Origin of the sequence: Xanthomonas sp. fls2-241-TYG-148, assembly GCF_030208815.1 — a bacterium.
Classification (GTDB): domain Bacteria; phylum Pseudomonadota; class Gammaproteobacteria; order Xanthomonadales; family Xanthomonadaceae; genus Xanthomonas; species Xanthomonas campestris.
In genome coordinates, this window is record NZ_JARVTE010000006.1 from 78,437 (window position 1) to 96,610 (window position 18,174).

Annotated in this window: 13 protein-coding genes, 1 other RNA gene and 1 pseudogene; 4 read left to right on the plus strand and 11 right to left on the minus strand. The window is 64.9% G+C overall.

Features of this window, described 5'->3' with window-relative positions:
* Positions 1–105 precede the first annotated feature (105 nt).
* Complete coding sequence (locus tag QRM60_RS09535; RefSeq protein WP_011039291.1) at positions 106–423, minus strand: hypothetical protein; 318 nt, start codon at positions 421–423, stop codon at positions 106–108.
* Between the two features lie 208 nt (positions 424–631).
* Positions 632–1,801, minus strand: a complete 1,170-nt coding sequence (locus QRM60_RS09540) for a class I SAM-dependent rRNA methyltransferase (RefSeq protein ID WP_011039292.1) — start codon at positions 1,799–1,801, stop codon at positions 632–634.
* A 263-nt stretch (positions 1,802–2,064) separates the two neighbouring features.
* Between QRM60_RS09540 and QRM60_RS09545 the strand changes: the two genes are divergently transcribed.
* Together QRM60_RS09545 and QRM60_RS09550 are read left to right on the plus strand one after the other, a co-directional pair.
* Positions 2,065–3,021: a TerC family protein gene (locus QRM60_RS09545; RefSeq protein ID WP_050911854.1), complete on the plus strand. Its 957-nt coding sequence runs from the start codon at positions 2,065–2,067 to the stop codon at positions 3,019–3,021.
* Between the two features lie 649 nt (positions 3,022–3,670).
* Positions 3,671–4,459, plus strand: coding sequence for a rhomboid family intramembrane serine protease (locus QRM60_RS09550; protein ID WP_285446078.1), 789 nt, complete (start codon positions 3,671–3,673; stop codon positions 4,457–4,459).
* 131 nt (positions 4,460–4,590) lie between these two features.
* On the opposite strand, the pseudogene QRM60_RS09555 reads toward QRM60_RS09550, so the two are convergent.
* The 4 genes and pseudogenes from QRM60_RS09555 to QRM60_RS09570 all read right to left on the minus strand — a co-directional run.
* Positions 4,591–4,698: pseudogene (locus QRM60_RS09555) on the minus strand (glycerophosphodiester phosphodiesterase); the annotation flags it as partial.
* A 140-nt stretch (positions 4,699–4,838) separates the two neighbouring features.
* On the minus strand, positions 4,839–5,939 hold the full coding sequence (locus tag QRM60_RS09560) for a glycerophosphodiester phosphodiesterase (protein WP_285446079.1): 1,101 nt from the start codon (positions 5,937–5,939) through the stop codon (positions 4,839–4,841).
* A 145-nt stretch (positions 5,940–6,084) separates the two neighbouring features.
* Positions 6,085–6,159, minus strand: a non-coding RNA gene (locus tag QRM60_RS09565) — sX9 sRNA.
* 173 nt (positions 6,160–6,332) lie between these two features.
* A complete protein-coding gene (locus QRM60_RS09570) occupies positions 6,333–8,648 on the minus strand; it encodes a TonB-dependent receptor (RefSeq protein ID WP_285446080.1) in 2,316 nt (771 codons plus the stop codon).
* 195 nt (positions 8,649–8,843) lie between these two features.
* Between QRM60_RS09570 and QRM60_RS09575 the strand changes: the two genes are divergently transcribed.
* The gene (locus tag QRM60_RS09575; protein ID WP_259175923.1) at positions 8,844–9,686 is read left to right on the plus strand and encodes a phosphatase PAP2 family protein; all 843 of its coding nucleotides are present in this window, start codon (positions 8,844–8,846) and stop codon (positions 9,684–9,686) included.
* A gap of 193 nt (positions 9,687–9,879) precedes the next feature.
* On the opposite strand, the gene mnmE is transcribed toward QRM60_RS09575, so the two are convergent.
* From mnmE to rpmH, 5 genes are all read right to left on the minus strand, one after another.
* The gene (mnmE, locus tag QRM60_RS09580) at positions 9,880–11,220 is read right to left on the minus strand and encodes a tRNA uridine-5-carboxymethylaminomethyl(34) synthesis GTPase MnmE (protein WP_285446081.1); all 1,341 of its coding nucleotides are present in this window, start codon (positions 11,218–11,220) and stop codon (positions 9,880–9,882) included.
* A 22-nt stretch (positions 11,221–11,242) separates the two neighbouring features.
* The gene (locus QRM60_RS09585) at positions 11,243–13,945 is read right to left on the minus strand and encodes a tetratricopeptide repeat protein (RefSeq protein ID WP_285446120.1); all 2,703 of its coding nucleotides are present in this window, start codon (positions 13,943–13,945) and stop codon (positions 11,243–11,245) included.
* Positions 13,946–14,034: 89 nt separating this feature from the next.
* Positions 14,035–15,756: a membrane protein insertase YidC gene (gene yidC / locus QRM60_RS09590; RefSeq protein ID WP_115576265.1), complete on the minus strand. Its 1,722-nt coding sequence runs from the start codon at positions 15,754–15,756 to the stop codon at positions 14,035–14,037.
* 15 nt (positions 15,757–15,771) lie between these two features.
* Positions 15,772–16,218 carry a ribonuclease P protein component gene (gene rnpA / locus QRM60_RS09595; RefSeq protein WP_115557168.1) on the minus strand — a complete coding sequence of 149 codons (447 nt, stop codon included), beginning with the start codon at positions 16,216–16,218 and terminating at the stop codon, positions 15,772–15,774.
* A 38-nt stretch (positions 16,219–16,256) separates the two neighbouring features.
* A complete protein-coding gene (rpmH, locus tag QRM60_RS09600) occupies positions 16,257–16,397 on the minus strand; it encodes a 50S ribosomal protein L34 (protein WP_002805908.1) in 141 nt (46 codons plus the stop codon).
* Positions 16,398–16,639: 242 nt separating this feature from the next.
* On the opposite strand from rpmH, the gene dnaA reads away from it, so the two are divergent.
* Positions 16,640–17,968, plus strand: coding sequence for a chromosomal replication initiator protein DnaA (gene dnaA / locus QRM60_RS09605; protein WP_014505929.1), 1,329 nt, complete (start codon positions 16,640–16,642; stop codon positions 17,966–17,968).
* Positions 17,969–18,174 lie beyond the last annotated feature (206 nt).

Genomic DNA, 18,174 nt, shown 5'->3' on the forward strand with positions numbered 1-18,174 from the left:
TGCGCGTGCGGTGACACGCGTGAGTAGCCGAGCAACGCGCGCATCTGACACCCGTCGCGTGCCGATCAACAGCCTGCGCTCACACTGCAGCGCGCACCGGCCCGCTCAGTCGTCGAGTTCGGCCAGCCGTGCACGCACGCTGTCGGCATCGATGTGGTCGCGCAGGTGCGGCCACTGCCGTGCCCACACCGACAGGAACACGATCCAGGCGCCAAACACGCCCAGGCAGGTCGAACCCAGCGCCAGGATCAACGGATGCAGCGGCGACTGCACGCCGGTCTTGAACAGATACATGAAGGCCCCGGCGAACAGCAGCCACACACCGAACACTGGCCAATTGCTGGCTAGCAGGCTGGTGTTGGGGCGCTCGATCTGCCGCAACAACCGGCGCAGCGCCTTGCGTTCGTCGTCGTGGGTGGTCATCGCCAGGCCTCTGCTGCGGGATGTGGAGGGCGGCAACCCACTGGCTGCCAGGCGCCGGTAATGGCGCACCTGCAGCGCGGCAAGGGGTGGCCGTGTGCTCCCGTGCATGGTGCGAGGGCATGGCGCGGGCATCACGCCTCGATCGTACTGCGACCCGCGTCATCGCCCCCGCCGATACCCACGGCACCGGCAGGGAGCAAGGACATTGTCAGTCGACCACGCGGCAGAACACCGCCTTGAGATAACGCGATTCCTGCACGTGCGCCATGAACGGATGGTCCGGGCCGGCACCGGCGACTTTCAGGATCTGGATGGTGCGCCCGGAGAAATACGAAGCGCGCCGCAGCATGTCCAGAAACTCCTGCTCGGCCACCAGGCCGGTGCACGAGAAGGTCGCAAACAGGCCACCCGGCTTGACCACGCCCAGCGCCAGCTTGTTCATGTCCAGATACTTCTTCAGCGCTGGAATCACCTGCTCGCGGTCGCGGGTCATCTTGGCCGGGTCCAGGATCACCACGTCGTATTTCTCGCCGCGGTTGGCCGCATCGCGCAGCCACGGAAAGATGTCGGCCTGCACGAACTTCGGGCGCACGTTGTTGAGCTTGGCGTTGCCCTTGGCAATGGCGATCACGTCTTCGTCGATGTCCACGCCCAGCACCTCGGTGGCGCCGCGCGCGGCCGCATACACCGCAAACCCGCCGGTGTTGCAGCACAGGTCCAGCACGGTCTTGTCCTTGACCTGCTCGCTCAGCCACTGGCGGTTCTCGCGCTGGTCAGCAAAGAAACCGGTCTTGTGCGCACCGGCCGGGTCGGCACGGAACTTGATGCCGTACTCGGTGATCACCGAGGCTTCGGTGGTGGTGTTGCTGTGGAAATCGAAGCTTTCCTGCTTTTGCACATGCTCATCGGCAAAGCTGTGGAAACGGCAGCCGGGGAACTGCTCACGCAGCGCCTCGTAGATCCATTCGCGGTGGCGGAACATGCCGGCGGCGAAGAACTCCACCACCACCAGGTCGCCATAGCGGTCCACCACCAGCCCGGACAGACCATCGCCTTCGCTATGCACCACGCGCCAGGCATCGGACACGCCATCGAGCTGCAGCCAATCGCGGCGCAGGCTCACCGCCGCGGCGATCTTGCGCGAGAACCAGCCCGCATCCACCGGCACCGACTGGTCGGTTTCCAGGATGCGCACGGCGATGCGCGAATGGCCGTTGTAGAAGCCGCGGCCGATCCATTCCCCGTCCACGCCGACCACATCGACAATGGTGCCGGGCTTGGGCTTGGCGGCGGGCTTTTCCACCAGCTTCTGGAAGATCCACGGGTGGCTGGAGCGCCACGCATTCTTGAGTCGGACGACGGGGACAGGAGTATTCATTCACCTATTGTATCCGGCTGGATTGACGCGCCCGCCCCCGGCCCGCAGAATCGGCCGCAGAAGGGGAGTAGCTCCCAGCGTTGTCGCCGTCATTACGAGCCCTGCCTGTCAGGCGCTCCGGTGCAACGGCAACCGGCCCAGCCGGTTGCGAGCGAGACCTTCGCCGCGCAGGCGAAGGTCCGTCACCCGGAATCCACGATTTCCGTGTCACAAGGCCTCAGCCCCACCGGCTGTCCAGGTCGTTTTCACTTTTCGGGATTCTTATGCAAACCATTGGCAATGTCTGGTTATGGGGTGGCTTCGCGGTCGTGGTGATCGCGGCGCTGATGATCGATCTGGTGCTGATGCGCCACGGCGGCGCCCACAAGGTCACCTTCAAGGAAGCCACCTGGTGGAGCATCGGCTGGGTGCTGCTGGCGCTGGCCTTCAATGCCGGGCTGTGGTGGTACCTGCAGGGCAGCGTGGGCGATGCGCAGGCCGACCAGATCGGGCTGCAGTTCCTCACCGGTTACCTGGTGGAAAAATCCCTGGCAGTCGACAACATCTTCGTGTTCCTGATGGTCATGACCTACTTCGGCGTGCCCGAGGAACAGCGCCAGCGCGTGCTGATCATCGGCGTGCTGGGCGCGATCGTGCTGCGCGCGATCATGATCTTCGCCGGCTCGATGTTGCTGGCCAAGTTCCATTGGCTGCTGTACGTGTTTGGCGCGTTCCTGCTGCTGACCGGCATCAAGATGTGGTTCTCCGCGGGCAAGGAGCCGGACCTGGAAGCAAACCCGGTGCTGCGCTGGATGCGTGGCCACCTGCGTCTGAGCCCGCAGTACCACGGCAACCTGCTGAGCGTGATCAAGGATGGCAAGCGCTGGTTCACGCCGCTGTTTGTGGTGTTGATCCTGATCGCGGTGATCGATGTGATCTTCGCGGTGGACAGCATCCCGGCGATCTTCGCGATCACCACCGACCCGTTCATCGTGCTGACCTCCAACGTGTTCGCGGTGCTGGGCCTGCGCGCGATGTTCTTCCTGCTGGCCGGCATGGCCGACCGCTTCCACCTGCTGCCGTACGGGCTGGCGGTGATCCTGGTGTTCATCGGCACCAAGATGATGATCATCGATCTCTACAAAATCCCGGTGCTGGTCTCGCTGGCCGTCGTGGTCGCCATCCTCATCGCCACCATCGTGCTGAGCCTGCTGCGCCCGGCAAAGCCGGCCGGGCACTGAGGGGCTGGGATTGGGGAATCGGGATTGGGGATTCGTGAATGGCAGCGCCGCGTGCGCTGCTCGTCTCTGGCGCACCGACCATCTTGAGGGGTCCCTGCCCGCCCACCATCGCGGGCCCTGACGCGGCATGGATGCCGCGTCAGCGCTTACAGGGATGGACTTGCGGCGTGTCCCGCGATGGTGGGCGGGCAAGGGCCCTGCAGCCAAGCGACAGATCAACAATCAGAAGCTAGGTGAGTCGAGGGCGCGGTGCCCTCACCGCTCGCGGGACACGCCGTGAACCCGTCCCTGGGGGCTCGGTGGCGGCATCCATGCCGCCACACGGTCCCGCAAGCGGCGAGGACACCGCACCAAAAAGTCTGCTGGTTGCTTTGTTGAAAGCCATAAACACCGACCATCTCCGATGGTCCCTGCCCGCCCACCATCGCGGGCCCTGACGCGGTATGGATGCCGCGTCAGCGCTTACAGGGATGTACTTGCGGCGTGTCCCACGATGGTGGGCGGGCAAGGGCCCTGCAGCCAAGCCGCAGATCGTCCAGGCTGATGCGCCAACGATTGACGCCGGGAGTGGATTATCCCGTCGCCGGGCCTGCTTATCCCGAGCCGGAGAGGCTTGTAAAAAAACCTGTGCGACGCCATCCGTGAAGGCATGACCTCGCATCCTGTTGCCACCGCCGATGCCACCACGCAAGACCGCCTGGATCGCTCCCGGGTGCTGCGTGCCTTCAACCTCAGCCTGGCCGCCGTGCTGCTGCTAGTAGCCGTGTTCACCGGCCAGGGCATGTTCGACTGGCGCGCGTGGGCGGTGGCGCCACTGCAAGCCGACGGGCTGATCGGCATCCTCACCGCGCCACTGTTGCACGGCTCGCTCGCGCATCTGGGCGCCAATGCGGCGGCACTGCTGATCCTGGGCACCCTCGCCGGCAGCGTGTATCCGCGTGCCACCGCGATGGCGTTGCCGCTGCTGTGGCTAGGCTCGGGCCTGGGTGCATGGCTGCTGGGCGACCCCGGCAGCCGCCACCTGGGGGCGAGCGGTGTCACCCACGGGCTGATGTTCCTGGTGTTCGTGCTGGGCCTGCTCCGCCGCGACCGCCCGGCGATCGCCACCAGCATGATCGCGTTCCTGTTTTACGGCGGCATGCTGATGACCATCCTGCCGCACGAAGCCGGCGTGTCCTGGCAATCGCATCTGGGCGGCGCAGTGGCCGGCCTGATTGCCGCCCTGCTGCTACGCCTGCGCGACCCGCAGCAGGCCAAGCCGCGCTACAGCTGGGACGACGAGGACGAAGACGCCGCGTGGGAGGTCAGCAACCCCGAGCACGCCATGCTGGAACCGCCGCCGCCGCGTCAGGTGCCGGTGCTGTGGCAACGCCAGGACGACGGCTCGGAAAACGTGGTGCTGCATTTCCCGCCACGCGAGCGCCCACCGGGCGCGTAGTGCGCGTTCTGCAGGCGACTAACCAAGTAATCAGTGCTGTGCCGCGTTTGTAGAAGCGCGCTTGCGCGCGATGAAGCGTTATCGATAACGCCCCATCGCGCGCAAGCGCGCTCCTACGCACTCCGCGTTATCTACCGCGGTGTCTGCCCGCTCAACGCGCGTCGCGCCAAGCCCGTGTTGCCGGCGAAGAATGCGTCGATGCCGGTGTCCAGATAGCGTTTCAATTCCGCAAGCACACCAGGCACGTAACACCATTCCTTAAGCGAACTACCGACCAATCCACGTCGCCGCCCGCCTCACGTAGGAGCGCGCTTGCGCGCGATGAAGCGTTATCGGTAACGCCCCATCGCGCGCAAGCGCGCTCCTACGTATGCGTTGCTTACCGCGGTGTTTTCCCGCTCAATGCGCGCCGTGCCAGGCCCGGGTCGTCGGCGAAAAACGCATCGATGCCGGTGTCCAGATAGCGCTTCAATTCCGCCAGCGCACCCGCTTCGTTACGCTCGGTCGGCGCACCGCCACTGCGGTTGTCGGCGGCGAGAAAATAGTTTTCCGGACGAAAGGTGTACGGCTGCACCTGCAATCCCGCCGCATGCGCATCGCGCACCAGGCTGGTCGGTTGACCCAGGCGCTGCTGCGCATCCAGCGGAATGATCGCGCGGATGTCCGGGCCGATCGCGTCGGCGTAGGTGGCAACCTGCTTGAGCCCCGCAGGTGTCATCAGTTGCGCATAGGTGGCTGGCGCAGCGCCCTTGCCCGCATCGGGCAGCGCCATCTGCGCACCACTGAGCAATTGCAGCAGCCGGATGTTGCTCTGCCGCCCGATCTTGCCGCGCAGGTAGCGCAGGTTAGTGGTCTCGAACGACTGGATCGTCACCGGCGCCGTGCGCGTATACGCGTGCGCTTGCAGTGTGGCCAGCACCTTGTCTTCCATCGCCAGGCCCAGGCTACTGAAATAGCTCGGGTGCTTGATCTCAGGAATCAGCCCGATCGTGCGCCCGGTGGCGGCCGACTCCGCCGCAACGAAGTCGATGATCTCGTCCAGCGTCACGATCTGAAAATGGCCATCCCACCGCGTGCCACGCAACTGCGGCAACCGCTCACGCGCGCGCAGGGTCTTCAACTCGGCCAGGGTGAAGTCTTCGGTGAACCAGCCTTCCAGCGCCTGGCCATCGATGGTCTTGCGCGTCTTGCGCGCGGCAAACTCCGGATGGCTGGCCACATCGGTGGTGCCGCCGATCTCGTTCTCATGGCGCGCCACCAGCACACCATCCTTGGTCGACACCAGATCCGGCTCGACGAAATCAGCGCCATCGACGATAGCCTTGGCGTAGGACGCCAAGGTATGTTCCGGGCGCAATGCGCTGGCGCCGCGGTGCGCGAAGATCTGCACCGTCTTGGCCAGCGGCGCCTCTGCAACGGCGGGACCGCTCATGCCGGCCATCATCGCTCCCAAGACTAGAACACGGTGGAACTGCATCATGCCTTTCTCCAACGAAAAAGCGGCCATCAAAACCAAAGCATGATCGCCAGGCGAACGCGGCCGATTGGCGGTGCGGCATGTACGACACGTACACCCCGCTTTCTCCGCATCGTTCGTATCCGCCTGACAACCACGCGCTAAGAGCGGCTAACAAAACGTAGCGAGCAGTCGTCAGGTGGGTGCGGACGGCGCGGAGGAACCGGAGTGTACTGGCGTACATGAGGATTCCGAGCACCGGCCGCGCCCGCCTGGCGGCTGCGCAGTCGTTTTGATAGCTGCTCTAAGTCTTGTCAGCCACTCTAAAACTAACAGCGTCCATCAGCATCGGAAATCCGTAAGCAGCAGCAAGACCCGCCGTTACGAATCCCCAGTCCCGATTCCCCAATCCCTAACTCAGAACTTGGCATCCAACGTCAAGAACACCTGCCGCGGCGCACTGGCGTGGAATGCCAGCTGGCGGCCATTCGGATCGCTGTTGGCGAACGCGGTGAGGTTGGAGGCGTAGCGCTTGTCGGTGAGGTTGGTCACGTTGAGCGAGAGCTTCAACGACTGCAGCATGCTGACCTGACCAAACTCATAGCCGGCGCCGGCATCGAACGAGGTGTAGCCGCCAAAGCCCTGATCATTGGTGTAGGTGTAGAAGCGCTCACCGGTATACTTGCCACGCAGGTTGACGTTCCAGCCGGCGTAGTTGAAGGCGATTTCGCTGGCGAGCATGCGCTTGGGCGTATCCACCGTGGTCTTGCCGGCGGTGGGAATGGTCACCCCGTTCTGCACATAGTTGTCGTCGTAGTTGGAGCGGTTGATCGAGGCCGAGTTGTACCACTGCAGGTAGCTCGTCGGTTTCCAGATCACCGTCAGCTCGCCACCGCGGCTGCTCACCGAGCCCACGTTGAAGAAGCGCGTGGTGCAGGCCGGCGTGGTGCCCTGCTGGATGCTGGCGCAGGGGTTGAGCGAGAGCAGGCGGTTGTCGAAAGTGACGTCGTAGCCGACCAGCGAGGCTTCGAAGCGGTCACGCACGAAGCGATAGCCGGCTTCCAGCGTGCGCGACTTTTCCGGCTCCAGCGCGCCCACGCTGGCATCGAACGAGGCCTGCGTCACCAGCAGCGGGCCACCGGCGCCGCCGCCCTGGAATGCGGCGATGTTTTCCGCGTACGAGGCGAACACTTCCTGCCCTTCGGCAAGGCGATACCCCAACCCGATCTGCGGCAGCACCGACTCGCTGGCCTTGATCGAGCCGGTAGCCACCGGCGCTTCCACTGCGATGCCCGGCGTCTCGCGCGCGGTCATTTCCGTGCTCGGGCTCTTGATGCCCAGATCCACGCTCAGGCGGTCGTCGAGAAACTTGAAGTTGCCCTGCACGTAGAACTGCCGCGTGGTGATGATGTAGTTCTGCGAGAACAGCCGGCGGTCGGGATCCTGCAGGAACTTGTCATCGCTGACCGGCCCATCGATCCAGTAGAAATTGCGCTCCACATCGTGGTGGTTGCGCTCGTACCACAACCCGGCTTCCAGATGATGCGGGCCCAGATCCCAACCGAGCGAGGCGATACCGCCGGTGCGATTGATCCAATAGTTGGTGCTGCGGATCGAGATCGGCAGTGCCTGCGGCGTGCCCGGGTTGGATGCCTGCCCAGGCGACCACCAGTGGCCCTGACCCTTGTTTTCATGGTGATACACCTGCGTGTGCAGGCTGATCGCATCGTTGGGCTGGAAGTCGCCGGCCACGTAGAACAGGTCGTCGTCGCGCAGCGCGCGGCTCTGGTAATACGCATCGTCCACGTTATCCACGCCACCGCTGAAGCCGCAGCGCGCCGCATTGCGCGTGGCCGGCGCGCAGTACGCCGCCGCCAGTGCACGGTTCCAGTCCGGTGCGTACAAATTCCAGTCCCAGCCCAGGCCACGCGCCATGCCGCTCTTGGACAGGTAGGAATAATCGGCTTGCGAGGTGCGCGAGGTATCGGCAAATGCGGTCAGCTTGCCGCCGTCGAACTGATACACGCCCTTGGCATTGAACTGCCGGGTGGTGGTCGGCGACTCGGGGCGCGCCCACATGTCGGCTTCGGCATTGATGCCGGACACATACGCCGAGAACCCGTTGTAATCACCGGTATCAATACGCAGGAAGGTGCGGCGGTTGGCATCGGAGCCCACCGTCTGCGACACCTGGCCGCCGAATACGCTGGACGGATCGGCCGAGTAGTACTGGATGGTGCCGCCGAGGTTGCTGGTCGACGCGGTACCGAGCGCACCGATACCCGAAGCCAGCTCCACCCCGCCGAAATTCTCGGCGATCAGCGCGCGGCTGATGTTGAGGCCGTTGTAGTTGCCGTACGCGTTATCGCCCAGCGGCAACCCATCGAGCGTGTAGCCCAGACGCGTGCCGTTGAAGCCACGCAGGCTGATTGTTTGCGACTCTTCGTTCGCGCCGAAGGCATCGTTGGACTGCACGTTGACGCCCGGCATGCGGTTGAGCAGCTTCTGGATGCTGGTGCCCGGCGGCAGCACCGGAATGTCCTGCTGGGTGATGCGCTGCACCTGACGGGTTTCGCCCTGACCGATCACCGACACCGCATCGAGTTGCTGCACGGTTCCCGTTGCGGCAGACGCGTCGGCACCTGCCTCGGTAGGCGTATCGGCGGCGCGCACGGCCGGTGACAGCACGAGCGCGGTAAGGACGGCGGCACTGAGGAGATGGGTCTTGGGCATGAGCGGCGTGGGGGAAGAGTCAAAAGATGGCGGCAAGCGTGCGACAGCTGTCTTGCGCCGATGCGACGGCCGCATGACAGTGCGGCGACAGTCGCTGCGTGGCGCGCGCCGTCACTGCGTGGCGCCGGCATGCAGCTGTCATCTGCGCGTCGTAATCTGCGCGTTCTTCCCGTTGTGTCGTTTGAGGAGTGTTCCATGCCGCAGCGCCGTGCTCGCTCGTTCCATCCGACGCTGACTGGCGCCGCCATTGCCACGTTGCTGATCGGCAGCGGCCTGGCGGGTGCGCGGGAGACGCCAGCTTCCGCAGGTTCGGTGATTGCTACCGACGCGCGTGGTTATCTGCAGAAAGAGCAATTGCCCGACAGCCTGCAGCTGGTCCCGCCACCGCCGCAGGATGGCAGCGCCGCGCTTGCCAACGACGAAGCAGTGGCCAAGGCGATGCTGCAACTACGCGGCACACCACGCTGGGACCTAGCCACGCGCGACGCCGCGCTGGGCTTCCCGGCGGCGGCTGGCCACTTCAGTTGCGCATTGGGCGTGCAGATCGACCAGGCCACGACGCCACATCTGCTGCGCCTGCTCGAACGCAGCCTGCGCGATGCCAGCACCAGCACCAGTGCGGCCAAGGCGCGCTATCAACGCCCGCGCCCGTTCATGCGCAACGATCAACCGATGTGCACCCCGGCCGACGACGACAGCCTGCGCAAGAACGGCTCCTATCCGTCCGGTCACACCGCCATCGGCTGGAGCTGGGGCCTGATCCTGGCCGAACTGGCACCGGCCAGGCGCGATGCCCTGCTCGCCCGCGGCCGCGCCTTCGGCGACAGCCGCCTGGTCTGCAACGTGCATTGGCAAAGCGACGTCCTGCAGGGCCGCATCATGGGCGCCGCCACCGTCGCGGCACTGCATGGCAACGCCGAGTTCCAGAACGACCTGGCCGCCGCCCGCCGCGAAATCGCCAAGGCGACGCCGGCGAACTCCACGACATGCGCGGCAGAAGCCGCCGCCCTGCAGACGGTGTTGCCGGGCGTGCTGTAGGCCAGATCGCAGTGATGCGCGCCTGCGCGATGTGCAGGTCGTCGGCATGCAACGCATGGCGTTGGGTAAGTTCGGCAGTTGCTCGGATCTAGATCGCCTAACCCCAGCGCAAATCCGCGGGATCGGTTGCCTGTTTCATTGAACGGCGAGGTACTGCTCGCGCTCGCACCACGCATGGAGCATCACCACCACATCACTTCCCGATACAAAAACTCGAAAAGATCTTGCCGAGTAAATCGTCCGCGCTGAGCTTGCCGGTGATTTCACCGAGGGCTTCATGCGCCAGGCGCAGTTCTTCGGCGGCCAGTTCGAGCTGCTCGTAGCGCAGTTCCAGATCTGCGGCGTCGGCATGTTGTTCGGCGCGGTGCAATGCATCGACATGCCGCGTGCGCGCTGAAAATTCGCCATCCACGCTTTCTATGCCATCGCCCAGCGCCAGTTCGCGCAGGCGGGTGTGCAGGCGCTCCAGCCCCTGCCCGGTCATCGCAGACACCGCGATCGCATCGGCGTCCATTGGCCCAGCCACAGCCAGCAGGTCGCATTTGTTGTGGATCCACAACCGGCGCGGTACCGCATCAATGGCATCGCCGAGGGCATCGCGCGCGGCCTGCGGGTCACGTGCATCCAGCACGATCAGCGCCAGGTCGGCACGCTGCAGTTCGGCGCGCGCGCGGCGCATGCCTTCGCGCTCGATTGCATCGCCGCCCTCGCGCAGGCCTGCGGTATCCACCAGGGTCAGTTCGAAACCGTCGAGCTGGATCGCTTCATGCAAGGTGTCGCGCGTGGTACCGGCAACATCGGTGACGATCGCCCGCTCGCTGCCGGCCAAGGCGTTGAGCAAGGAACTCTTGCCGGCGTTGGGCGGGCCGATGAGTACTGCGTGCAAACCATCGCGCAACTTGCGTCCACGTTCGGCATCGCGCAACAGCTGCGCAAGCAGTGCGCGCGTGCGGGTGAGCTCCTCGCGCACCTGCGCGCCGCCCAGTGTGTCGAGGGGCTCGTCGGCAAAGTCGATCGCCGCTTCCACATGGATGCGCAACCGCGTCAGGCTCTCACTTACCGCATCCACGCGTCGCGAGAACACACCGTCAAGCGATCTGCGCGCCGCACGCGCTGCGCGCAGATCGCCAGCGGCGATCAGGTCGGCAATCGCTTCGGCCTGAGCCAAATCGAGTCTGCCGTTGAGAAAGGCCCGCTCGCTGAACTCACCCGCACGCGCCTGGCGTGCACCCACCGCGATGCAGCGGGCCACCAATTGCCGTAGCAGCACCGGGCTGCCGTGGCCCTGCAGCTCCACCACCTCTTCGCCGGTGAAGCTGTGCGGCGCGGGGAACCACACCGCGATGCCGTCATCGATCACCTCGCCCCGCGCATCGCGAAACCGCGCGTAACGCGCATGCCGCGGTTGCAGTCCGGCGATGCCCAGTGCGGCGGCGATCTGTACAGACTGCGGGCCGGACAGCCGCACGATACCGATACCGCCAGTTCCGGCAGCAGTGGCGATGGCAACGATGGTGGAAGGCGAGGCATTCATGCGAAGAGAGAACGAAGAGAAATCACAGAGTCTGCAACTGTGCGCGTGCCTGCTCGGCACCGGCACCTTGCGGCTGCAAGGCGAGATAGGTGGTGTAGGCCTTGCGTGCCTTCTCGCGATCGCCTGCCTTGGCATAGGCATCGCCGAGGTTGAGATAGGCCACCGCGCGCGAGGGATCGATCTTCAAGGTGTTTTCCAGCCAGCGTGCAGCTTCGGCATAGCGCTCCTGGCGGTAGTACACAAACCCCAGGTTGTTGGCAGCCAATGCAAAGTCCGGCCGCAGCTTCAGGGCTTCGGCGAACTGCTCGGCGGCATCGGCGTAGCGTTTTTCCTTGTACAGCTGCAGACCACGTTCGTTGGCCAACTGCGCACGCTGACGGTCGCTGCTCTTCACCGCGGTTGGCAGCACCAACGTGGCTTCGCCGCCCTGCAAGGTCTTGACCGTCACCGGCGCCGCGTTTGCCGGTACGCCGGCACTCACTGCAGCGGGACGCACCGCATCCACGCGGCCATTGAGCGCGATCGCCGCCGCCGACAACTGCGCGGTGTCGGCGGTGAGGAATTCTTCGCCGCTCGGCACCTGAAACACAAACTCACCGCCCTGCGATCCCGGCAAACTGCCGAATGCCGGCGTCTGCGCCGACACCGCCGACACGGCCGGCGCGACATACGCGGCCAGCTCGGTTCCGGTGATCAAGCCATCACCATTGAGATCGCCTTTGCCGGCCAGTGCCTGCAAGACCACCCAGGTAAATACCGAATGCCCGTTCGGGCCACTGTCGGCCACCTGTTGATCGGCGCCGCCAGCGGTGAGCATCTGGCGCGCGATGCGGCGGGCGTTCTCACGCAGGTAGGCGCTGGAACTTGGACCACCACGGGTCAATCCCAAACCGCTGTAGCAGGCATCCATCACGAACAGCACGTGCTTGGCCTGCAGGCTTTCGGCGATGTTCTGCAGGTCGCTCATCGCGATCGCGTCGTTGGCCAGATGCTCCGGGTCCGAATCCACCGGGATGATGTAGCCCAGGTCGCGCCCGGAGGCGAGCCGGCGCGTGGCGCCATGCCCGGCGAAGAACACGAACACGCGGTCGTTGGTCTGCGCGCGACCATCGCCGAGCCGGTCATGGAACGCGGCCAGGATATTGTTGCGGGTGGCTTCGGCATTCTTGAGCACGATCACCTGCGACGACGGAAACCCCAACGGGCCGGTCAAGGTGTTGGCAATCGCCTGCGCATCGTTGGCGGCGTATTCGAGCTTGGGCCAGCGCGCGTAGTCGTCGATGCCGATCACGATCGCCCACGACTTGGCATAACCGGTGGTCACCGTTGCGGACGCGGTTGCGCTGGGCGCACGTGCCACCGAGAAATCGCGCCCGTTCCAGCCGGCAAACTGGTAGCCATCGGCAATTAGGCGATCCAGGATCTGCGGCAACGCTTTCACGGCGCGGTCGTGGATATCGTGGAACAGCACGATGCCGCGCTGTTCCTTGTTCACCTGGTCGAGCACGCGCTGCACGATCGATTCCGGCACCGGGTCGGCCCAGTCCATCGAATCGATATTCCACATGATCGATTTCAGGCCCGCTTCGCCAAGCAATTGCAGCCCCTCGGCGTTGCGCGCGCCGTATGGAAACCGAAACAGCGGCGCGCGCTTGTCGTCCACCGCACGCAACAGCGTGTCGGTATCCAGCACCTGGCTGCGCAAGGCCGCACCGGTGGTCTTGGACAGCTGTGCATGGGTGAGGCTGTGATTGCCCACCGCATAGCCCTCTTCCATCAGGCTGTGGCTGATCTTGGCCAGCGGCGCCAGGGTCGGCTTGCCTTGCGCATCCAGGTTGCCCAGATTGCGGCCCACTTCGAAGAACACCCCAGGCACGTCGTAGCGTTTGAGGATGGCCACGATCTCTTCGGTATAAGCCTTATGCGGGCCATCGTCGAAGGTCAGCACCACCGTCTTGGGCGGCAGATCGCGGCCGAAGATCTCGCTCTCGCTGTCGCGCGCGGAGAACGGATACGGCTCCACCACGCCGTGGTCGCGCAGGATCTTTTCGCGCGTGTACAGCGTGCGCAGATGCGCCACGTAGTCGTCCCATTTCTCGCGCTTGGGCGTGATGGCGCGGCTGCGATCGAAGCGGGAGAAGATCTGGGTCAGCTCGGTGTTGTAGGTGCGCTCGATTTCATCCAGCGCCTCCAGGTCTTCGCCGATGCGCTGGTGCAGTTTCACCGCCGGCAATGCCGAATCGCGGCCAATGCGCGCGTGCAAATCGCGCAGCACTTCGCGAAACGCCAGCCGATCGGCATCGTAGAGATCGGGCGCCGACTCTACGTCATCCAGCACCGTGGCAAGGGTGGCGAAGCGGGTCGACGCCTTGGAGGCCAGCACGGTCTCGAACCGTGCAGCAATACGCTCGCGCTGCTCCAGGTTCTCATGGAACAACTGCTGGCCCACGCTGCTGGAGGTGGCACGGTCGCGCGGCGATTGCGTGGCCTCATCGGCCAGCAACACGATGATACGGCGATGCCGGTCGAGTTGTTCGCGCAACTGCGCGATCAGGGCGCGCGCATCTTCGGCAGCGGGATCGTTTTGCGCGGCAGATGTGACGGATGCGGCCGACTTGGCAGCCTGCGCATCGTGCCCGGCCTGCGGTTTGCCGCAGCCCGCCAGCAGCAACAGCCCCACACAACTGGCGCACAGCAACAGGCGGTGCAGCGGCGATGACATCACGAACGCATCCTTGGCAATGGTCAGCACGTGCGGTGGTGCACTGCGGGGGCACATGTACAAAGCCCGCCTTGCGGCGGGCCTTGTTCCACTTACTTGGCGTTGGCCTGGATGATCTTGCTCGGCTTCTCGCCGTGCTGGCGGATCATCCACCACTGGATCAACAAGCCCAGACCGCCGTTGACGACCCAGTACAGCACCAGGCCGGCCGGCATGAAGGCCATCATGACGCCGAACACCAGCGGCATGAACTGCATCATCTTGGCCTGCATCGGGTCCATGCCCGGGGTCGGGGTCAGCTTCTGCGTCGCCCACATGATCGAAATGTTCAATATCGGCAGGATGAAGTACGGATCGCGTGCGGTCAGGTCCTGGATCCAGCCCAGCCACGGCGCCTGACGCAGTTCCACCGATTCCACCAGCACCCAGTACAGCGCAAAGAAGATCGGCATCTGGATCAGCAGCGGCAGGCAGCCACCCATCGGATTGATCTTTTCCTTCTTGAACAGCTCCATCGTCGCCTGCTGGTACTTCTGGCGATCGTCGCCGTAGCGCTCCTTCAGCTGCGCCAGGCGCGGCTGGAAGCGGCGCATCTTTGCACCGGACTTGTACTGCGCAGCCGACAGCGGATACAGCGCCAGGCGCAACAGCACCACCAGGCCGATGATCGCCCAGCCCCAGTTGTGCAGGAAGCTGTGCAGATGGCTCAGCACCCAGAACAGGCCCTGGCCGATGATGGCCATGATCGAGAAGCGGCTGTAGTCGACCACGCGGTCCAGACCCTTCACGTCTTCCTTGGCGAGCAGGCTGACCAGCTTCGGGCCCACCCACAGGCGCGCCTCGGTGCTGGCGCTCTGGCCCGGTGCCACAGTGAAGGCCGGGCCACGCAGCTCTGCCACGTCACGCGGGCCATCCTGCGCCAGCACGTACAGCGAGGCCTGGTCCTTCTGCGGGATCCACGCAGTAAAGAAGTGATGCTGCAGCAGAGCCACCCAGCCGCCGGTGATCTGGCGATTCAGTCCACCGTCGTCCATGTAGTCCTTGAACGCGCGGCGCTCGTACCCTTCCTGCGGGCTGTACCAGGTCGCGCCGTTGAAGCTGAAGGAATCCGGGTTGGTCATGCCGCGGCTGAGGATGGTCGGCACCCGGCTCAGCTTGCGGAACACATAGCCGTTCCACGCCGCATCGCTCTTGTTGATCACCTCATCCTTGATCGAGATCGCGTAGCTGCCGCGCTGCAAGGTGAAGGTGCGGCGGATCGACACACCATTGGGGCCGTTCCACACGAACGGCACCACCAGGGTGTTCTGGCCCTTGGCCAGTTCAAACGTGGTGCCCGGCTGCTCGGCACGGAACCCGCCCACGCCCGGCACCGGCGAGCGCTCGCTGGCCCAGCCGCTGGTGGCGTTGTACGGATGCGCGGCGTCTTCGGTCAGCAACTTGACCGGCTCGGTGCCGTCCTTGGTCTGCGGGAACTGCAACAGCTCGGCGTCGAGCACGCTGCGGCCGTCCAGCTTCAGGCGCAGCACGTCCGAGGTCAGGGTGATTGCCGGCGCGGCACCTGCCGCCACGGGCGTGGCCGTGGTGGTGCTGGTCGCAGGCAGCGCGGCAGGGCTGCCGGCTTGCGGAATTGCCTGTGCCGACGGCACGTTCGTCGCCGGGGCCGCGGCATCCGGATCGCGCGCCGCCGGGACCGCCTGCGAGGCGATCGGCGTCGGCGCATTGGCGGCCGCCTTGTCCTTGCCCCACTCCATCCACAGCAGTGCCGCGACCATCAGCCAGGCAAAAATCAGGAAAACACGGGTCTGGTTCATCGGGCAGCAACTCGCTCAGTCGGAACGGGGGTCCGGCTCTGTCGGGGAAAGGGAGGATGGGCGCGGTGCCCTGGCGGGCGGCATTGTGCCGGGCGCGGCAGGCAGGGGCAATGCGCCGGCACGGCGCAGCAGACGCACGAAGGCGTCGCGGATCTGTGGATTGGTCGCTTTGGCGGCCGCCGAACGGGCCACGATGACGTAGTCACCGCCGGCAAGCTCCGGCAGCAGGTGGCGCATGGCATCGCGCAACACCCGCTTGATGCGGTTGCGCCCCACCGCACGCGTATCGACCTTGCGCGACACCGCCATGCCCAGGCGCGGCGGCGTCTCGCCACTGCGCCAGTGCAGGCTCAGCAACGGGTCCGAAGTGCGGCGTGCAGTATCGAAGACGACCGTATATTGCGCACGCGTACGAACCCGCGCAGAGCGAGGAAATCGCCTGCACGGGTTCGCTGCGTTCACTGAAGGGATTGCCTCGGCCGCAGGGAGCGGCGCGGCAATCAAGCGCTCAGGCGCTTGCGGCCCTTGGCGCGGCGGCGAGCCAGGATCTTGCGGCCGTCGGCGGTTGCCATACGTGCGCGGAAGCCATGGTCGCGTGCTCGCTTCAGGTTGCTGGGTTGGAAAGTACGCTTGGTGGCCATGGGGCCCTCTGCATGGATGGAGACGAATAGAACCGGAAATTCTATAGGAGCTGTTGGGGCCGGGTCAACTCCCTGCTGGCTTTACCGCAAGTGACGGTGTGCATGGCCTGTGGATGGACCTGTGAATAACCCTGGGAAAACCCTGCCCCGGGTGCTAGTCTGGTCCATCCTCTTTTCACGACCGGGCTGCGAGCACGGCGCTTTTCTGCGCGCCGCAGCCAGCAACAGATGATCACACTTTGATGGATGCTTGGCCCCGCTGTCTGGAACGTCTCGAAGCTGAATTCCCGCCCGAAGATGTCCACACCTGGTTGAAACCCCTGCAGGCCGAAGATCGCGGCGACAGCATCGTGCTGTATGCGCCGAATGCCTTCATTGTCGAGCAGGTCCGCGAGCGATACCTGCCGCGTATCCGCGAGTTGCTGGCGTATTTCGCCGGCAATGGCGAGGTGGCGCTGGCGGTCGGTTCACGTCCGCGTGCGCCGGAGCCGCTGCCGGCACCGCAAGCCATCGCCAGTGCGCCGGCGGCCGCGCCGATCGTGCCCTTCGCCGGCAACCTGGATTCGCATTACACCTTTGCCAACTTTGTGGAAGGCCGCAGCAACCAGCTCGGTCTGGCCGCGGCGATCCAGGCCGCACAGAAGCCTGGCGACCGGGCGCACAACCCGTTGCTGCTGTACGGCAGCACCGGGCTGGGCAAGACCCATCTGATGTTCGCGGCCGGCAACGCGCTGCGCCAGGCCAATCCGGCGGCCAAGGTGATGTACCTGCGCTCGGAACAGTTCTTCAGCGCGATGATCCGCGCGTTGCAGGACAAAGCGATGGACCAGTTCAAGCGCCAGTTCCAGCAGATCGATGCGCTGCTGATCGACGACATCCAGTTTTTTGCCGGCAAGGACCGCACGCAGGAAGAGTTCTTCCACACCTTCAACGCGCTGTTCGACGGCCGCCAGCAGATCATCCTGACCTGCGACCGCTATCCGCGCGAAGTCGAGGGCCTGGAGCCGCGGCTGAAGTCGCGTCTGGCCTGGGGCCTGTCGGTGGCGATCGACCCGCCGGATTTCGAGACGCGTGCGGCGATCGTGCTGGCCAAGGCGCGCGAACGCGGCGCCGAGATTCCCGACGACGTGGCGTTTCTGATCGCCAAGAAGATGCGCTCGAACGTGCGCGACCTGGAAGGGGCGCTCAACACGCTGGTGGCCCGCGCCAACTTCACCGGCCGCTCGATCACCGTGGAGTTCGCCCAGGAGACGCTGCGTGACCTGTTGCGCGCGCAGCAGCAGGCGATCGGCATTCCCAACATCCAGAAGACCGTGGCGGACTACTACGGCCTGCAGATGAAGGACCTGCTCTCCAAGCGCCGCACCCGCTCATTGGCGCGCCCGCGCCAGGTGGCAATGGCGCTGGCCAAGGAGTTGACCGAGCACAGCCTTCCCGAGATCGGCGATGCGTTTGCCGGCCGCGACCACACCACCGTGCTACACGCCTGCCGGCAGATCCGCACGCTGATGGAGGCCGACGGCAAGCTGCGCGAGGACTGGGAAAAGCTGATTCGCAAGCTCAGCGAGTGAGCGTTCGGCGCCCTTCTCGCCGGGCTTGGAAAAAAGCGTGGATGAGTTGGGGCCAAATGCGGGAGAATCTGTGGATAAATGCGGCTGCAGCGTTGAGGCGAAAACTATCCACAGGTTTTCCCACCGCTCCAGGGGCACTAGTCCATAGACTTTCAAGCTCAGAAAGGTCTTTGGAAACAATACGTTAGTGTGGTTGTCCGCCGAAA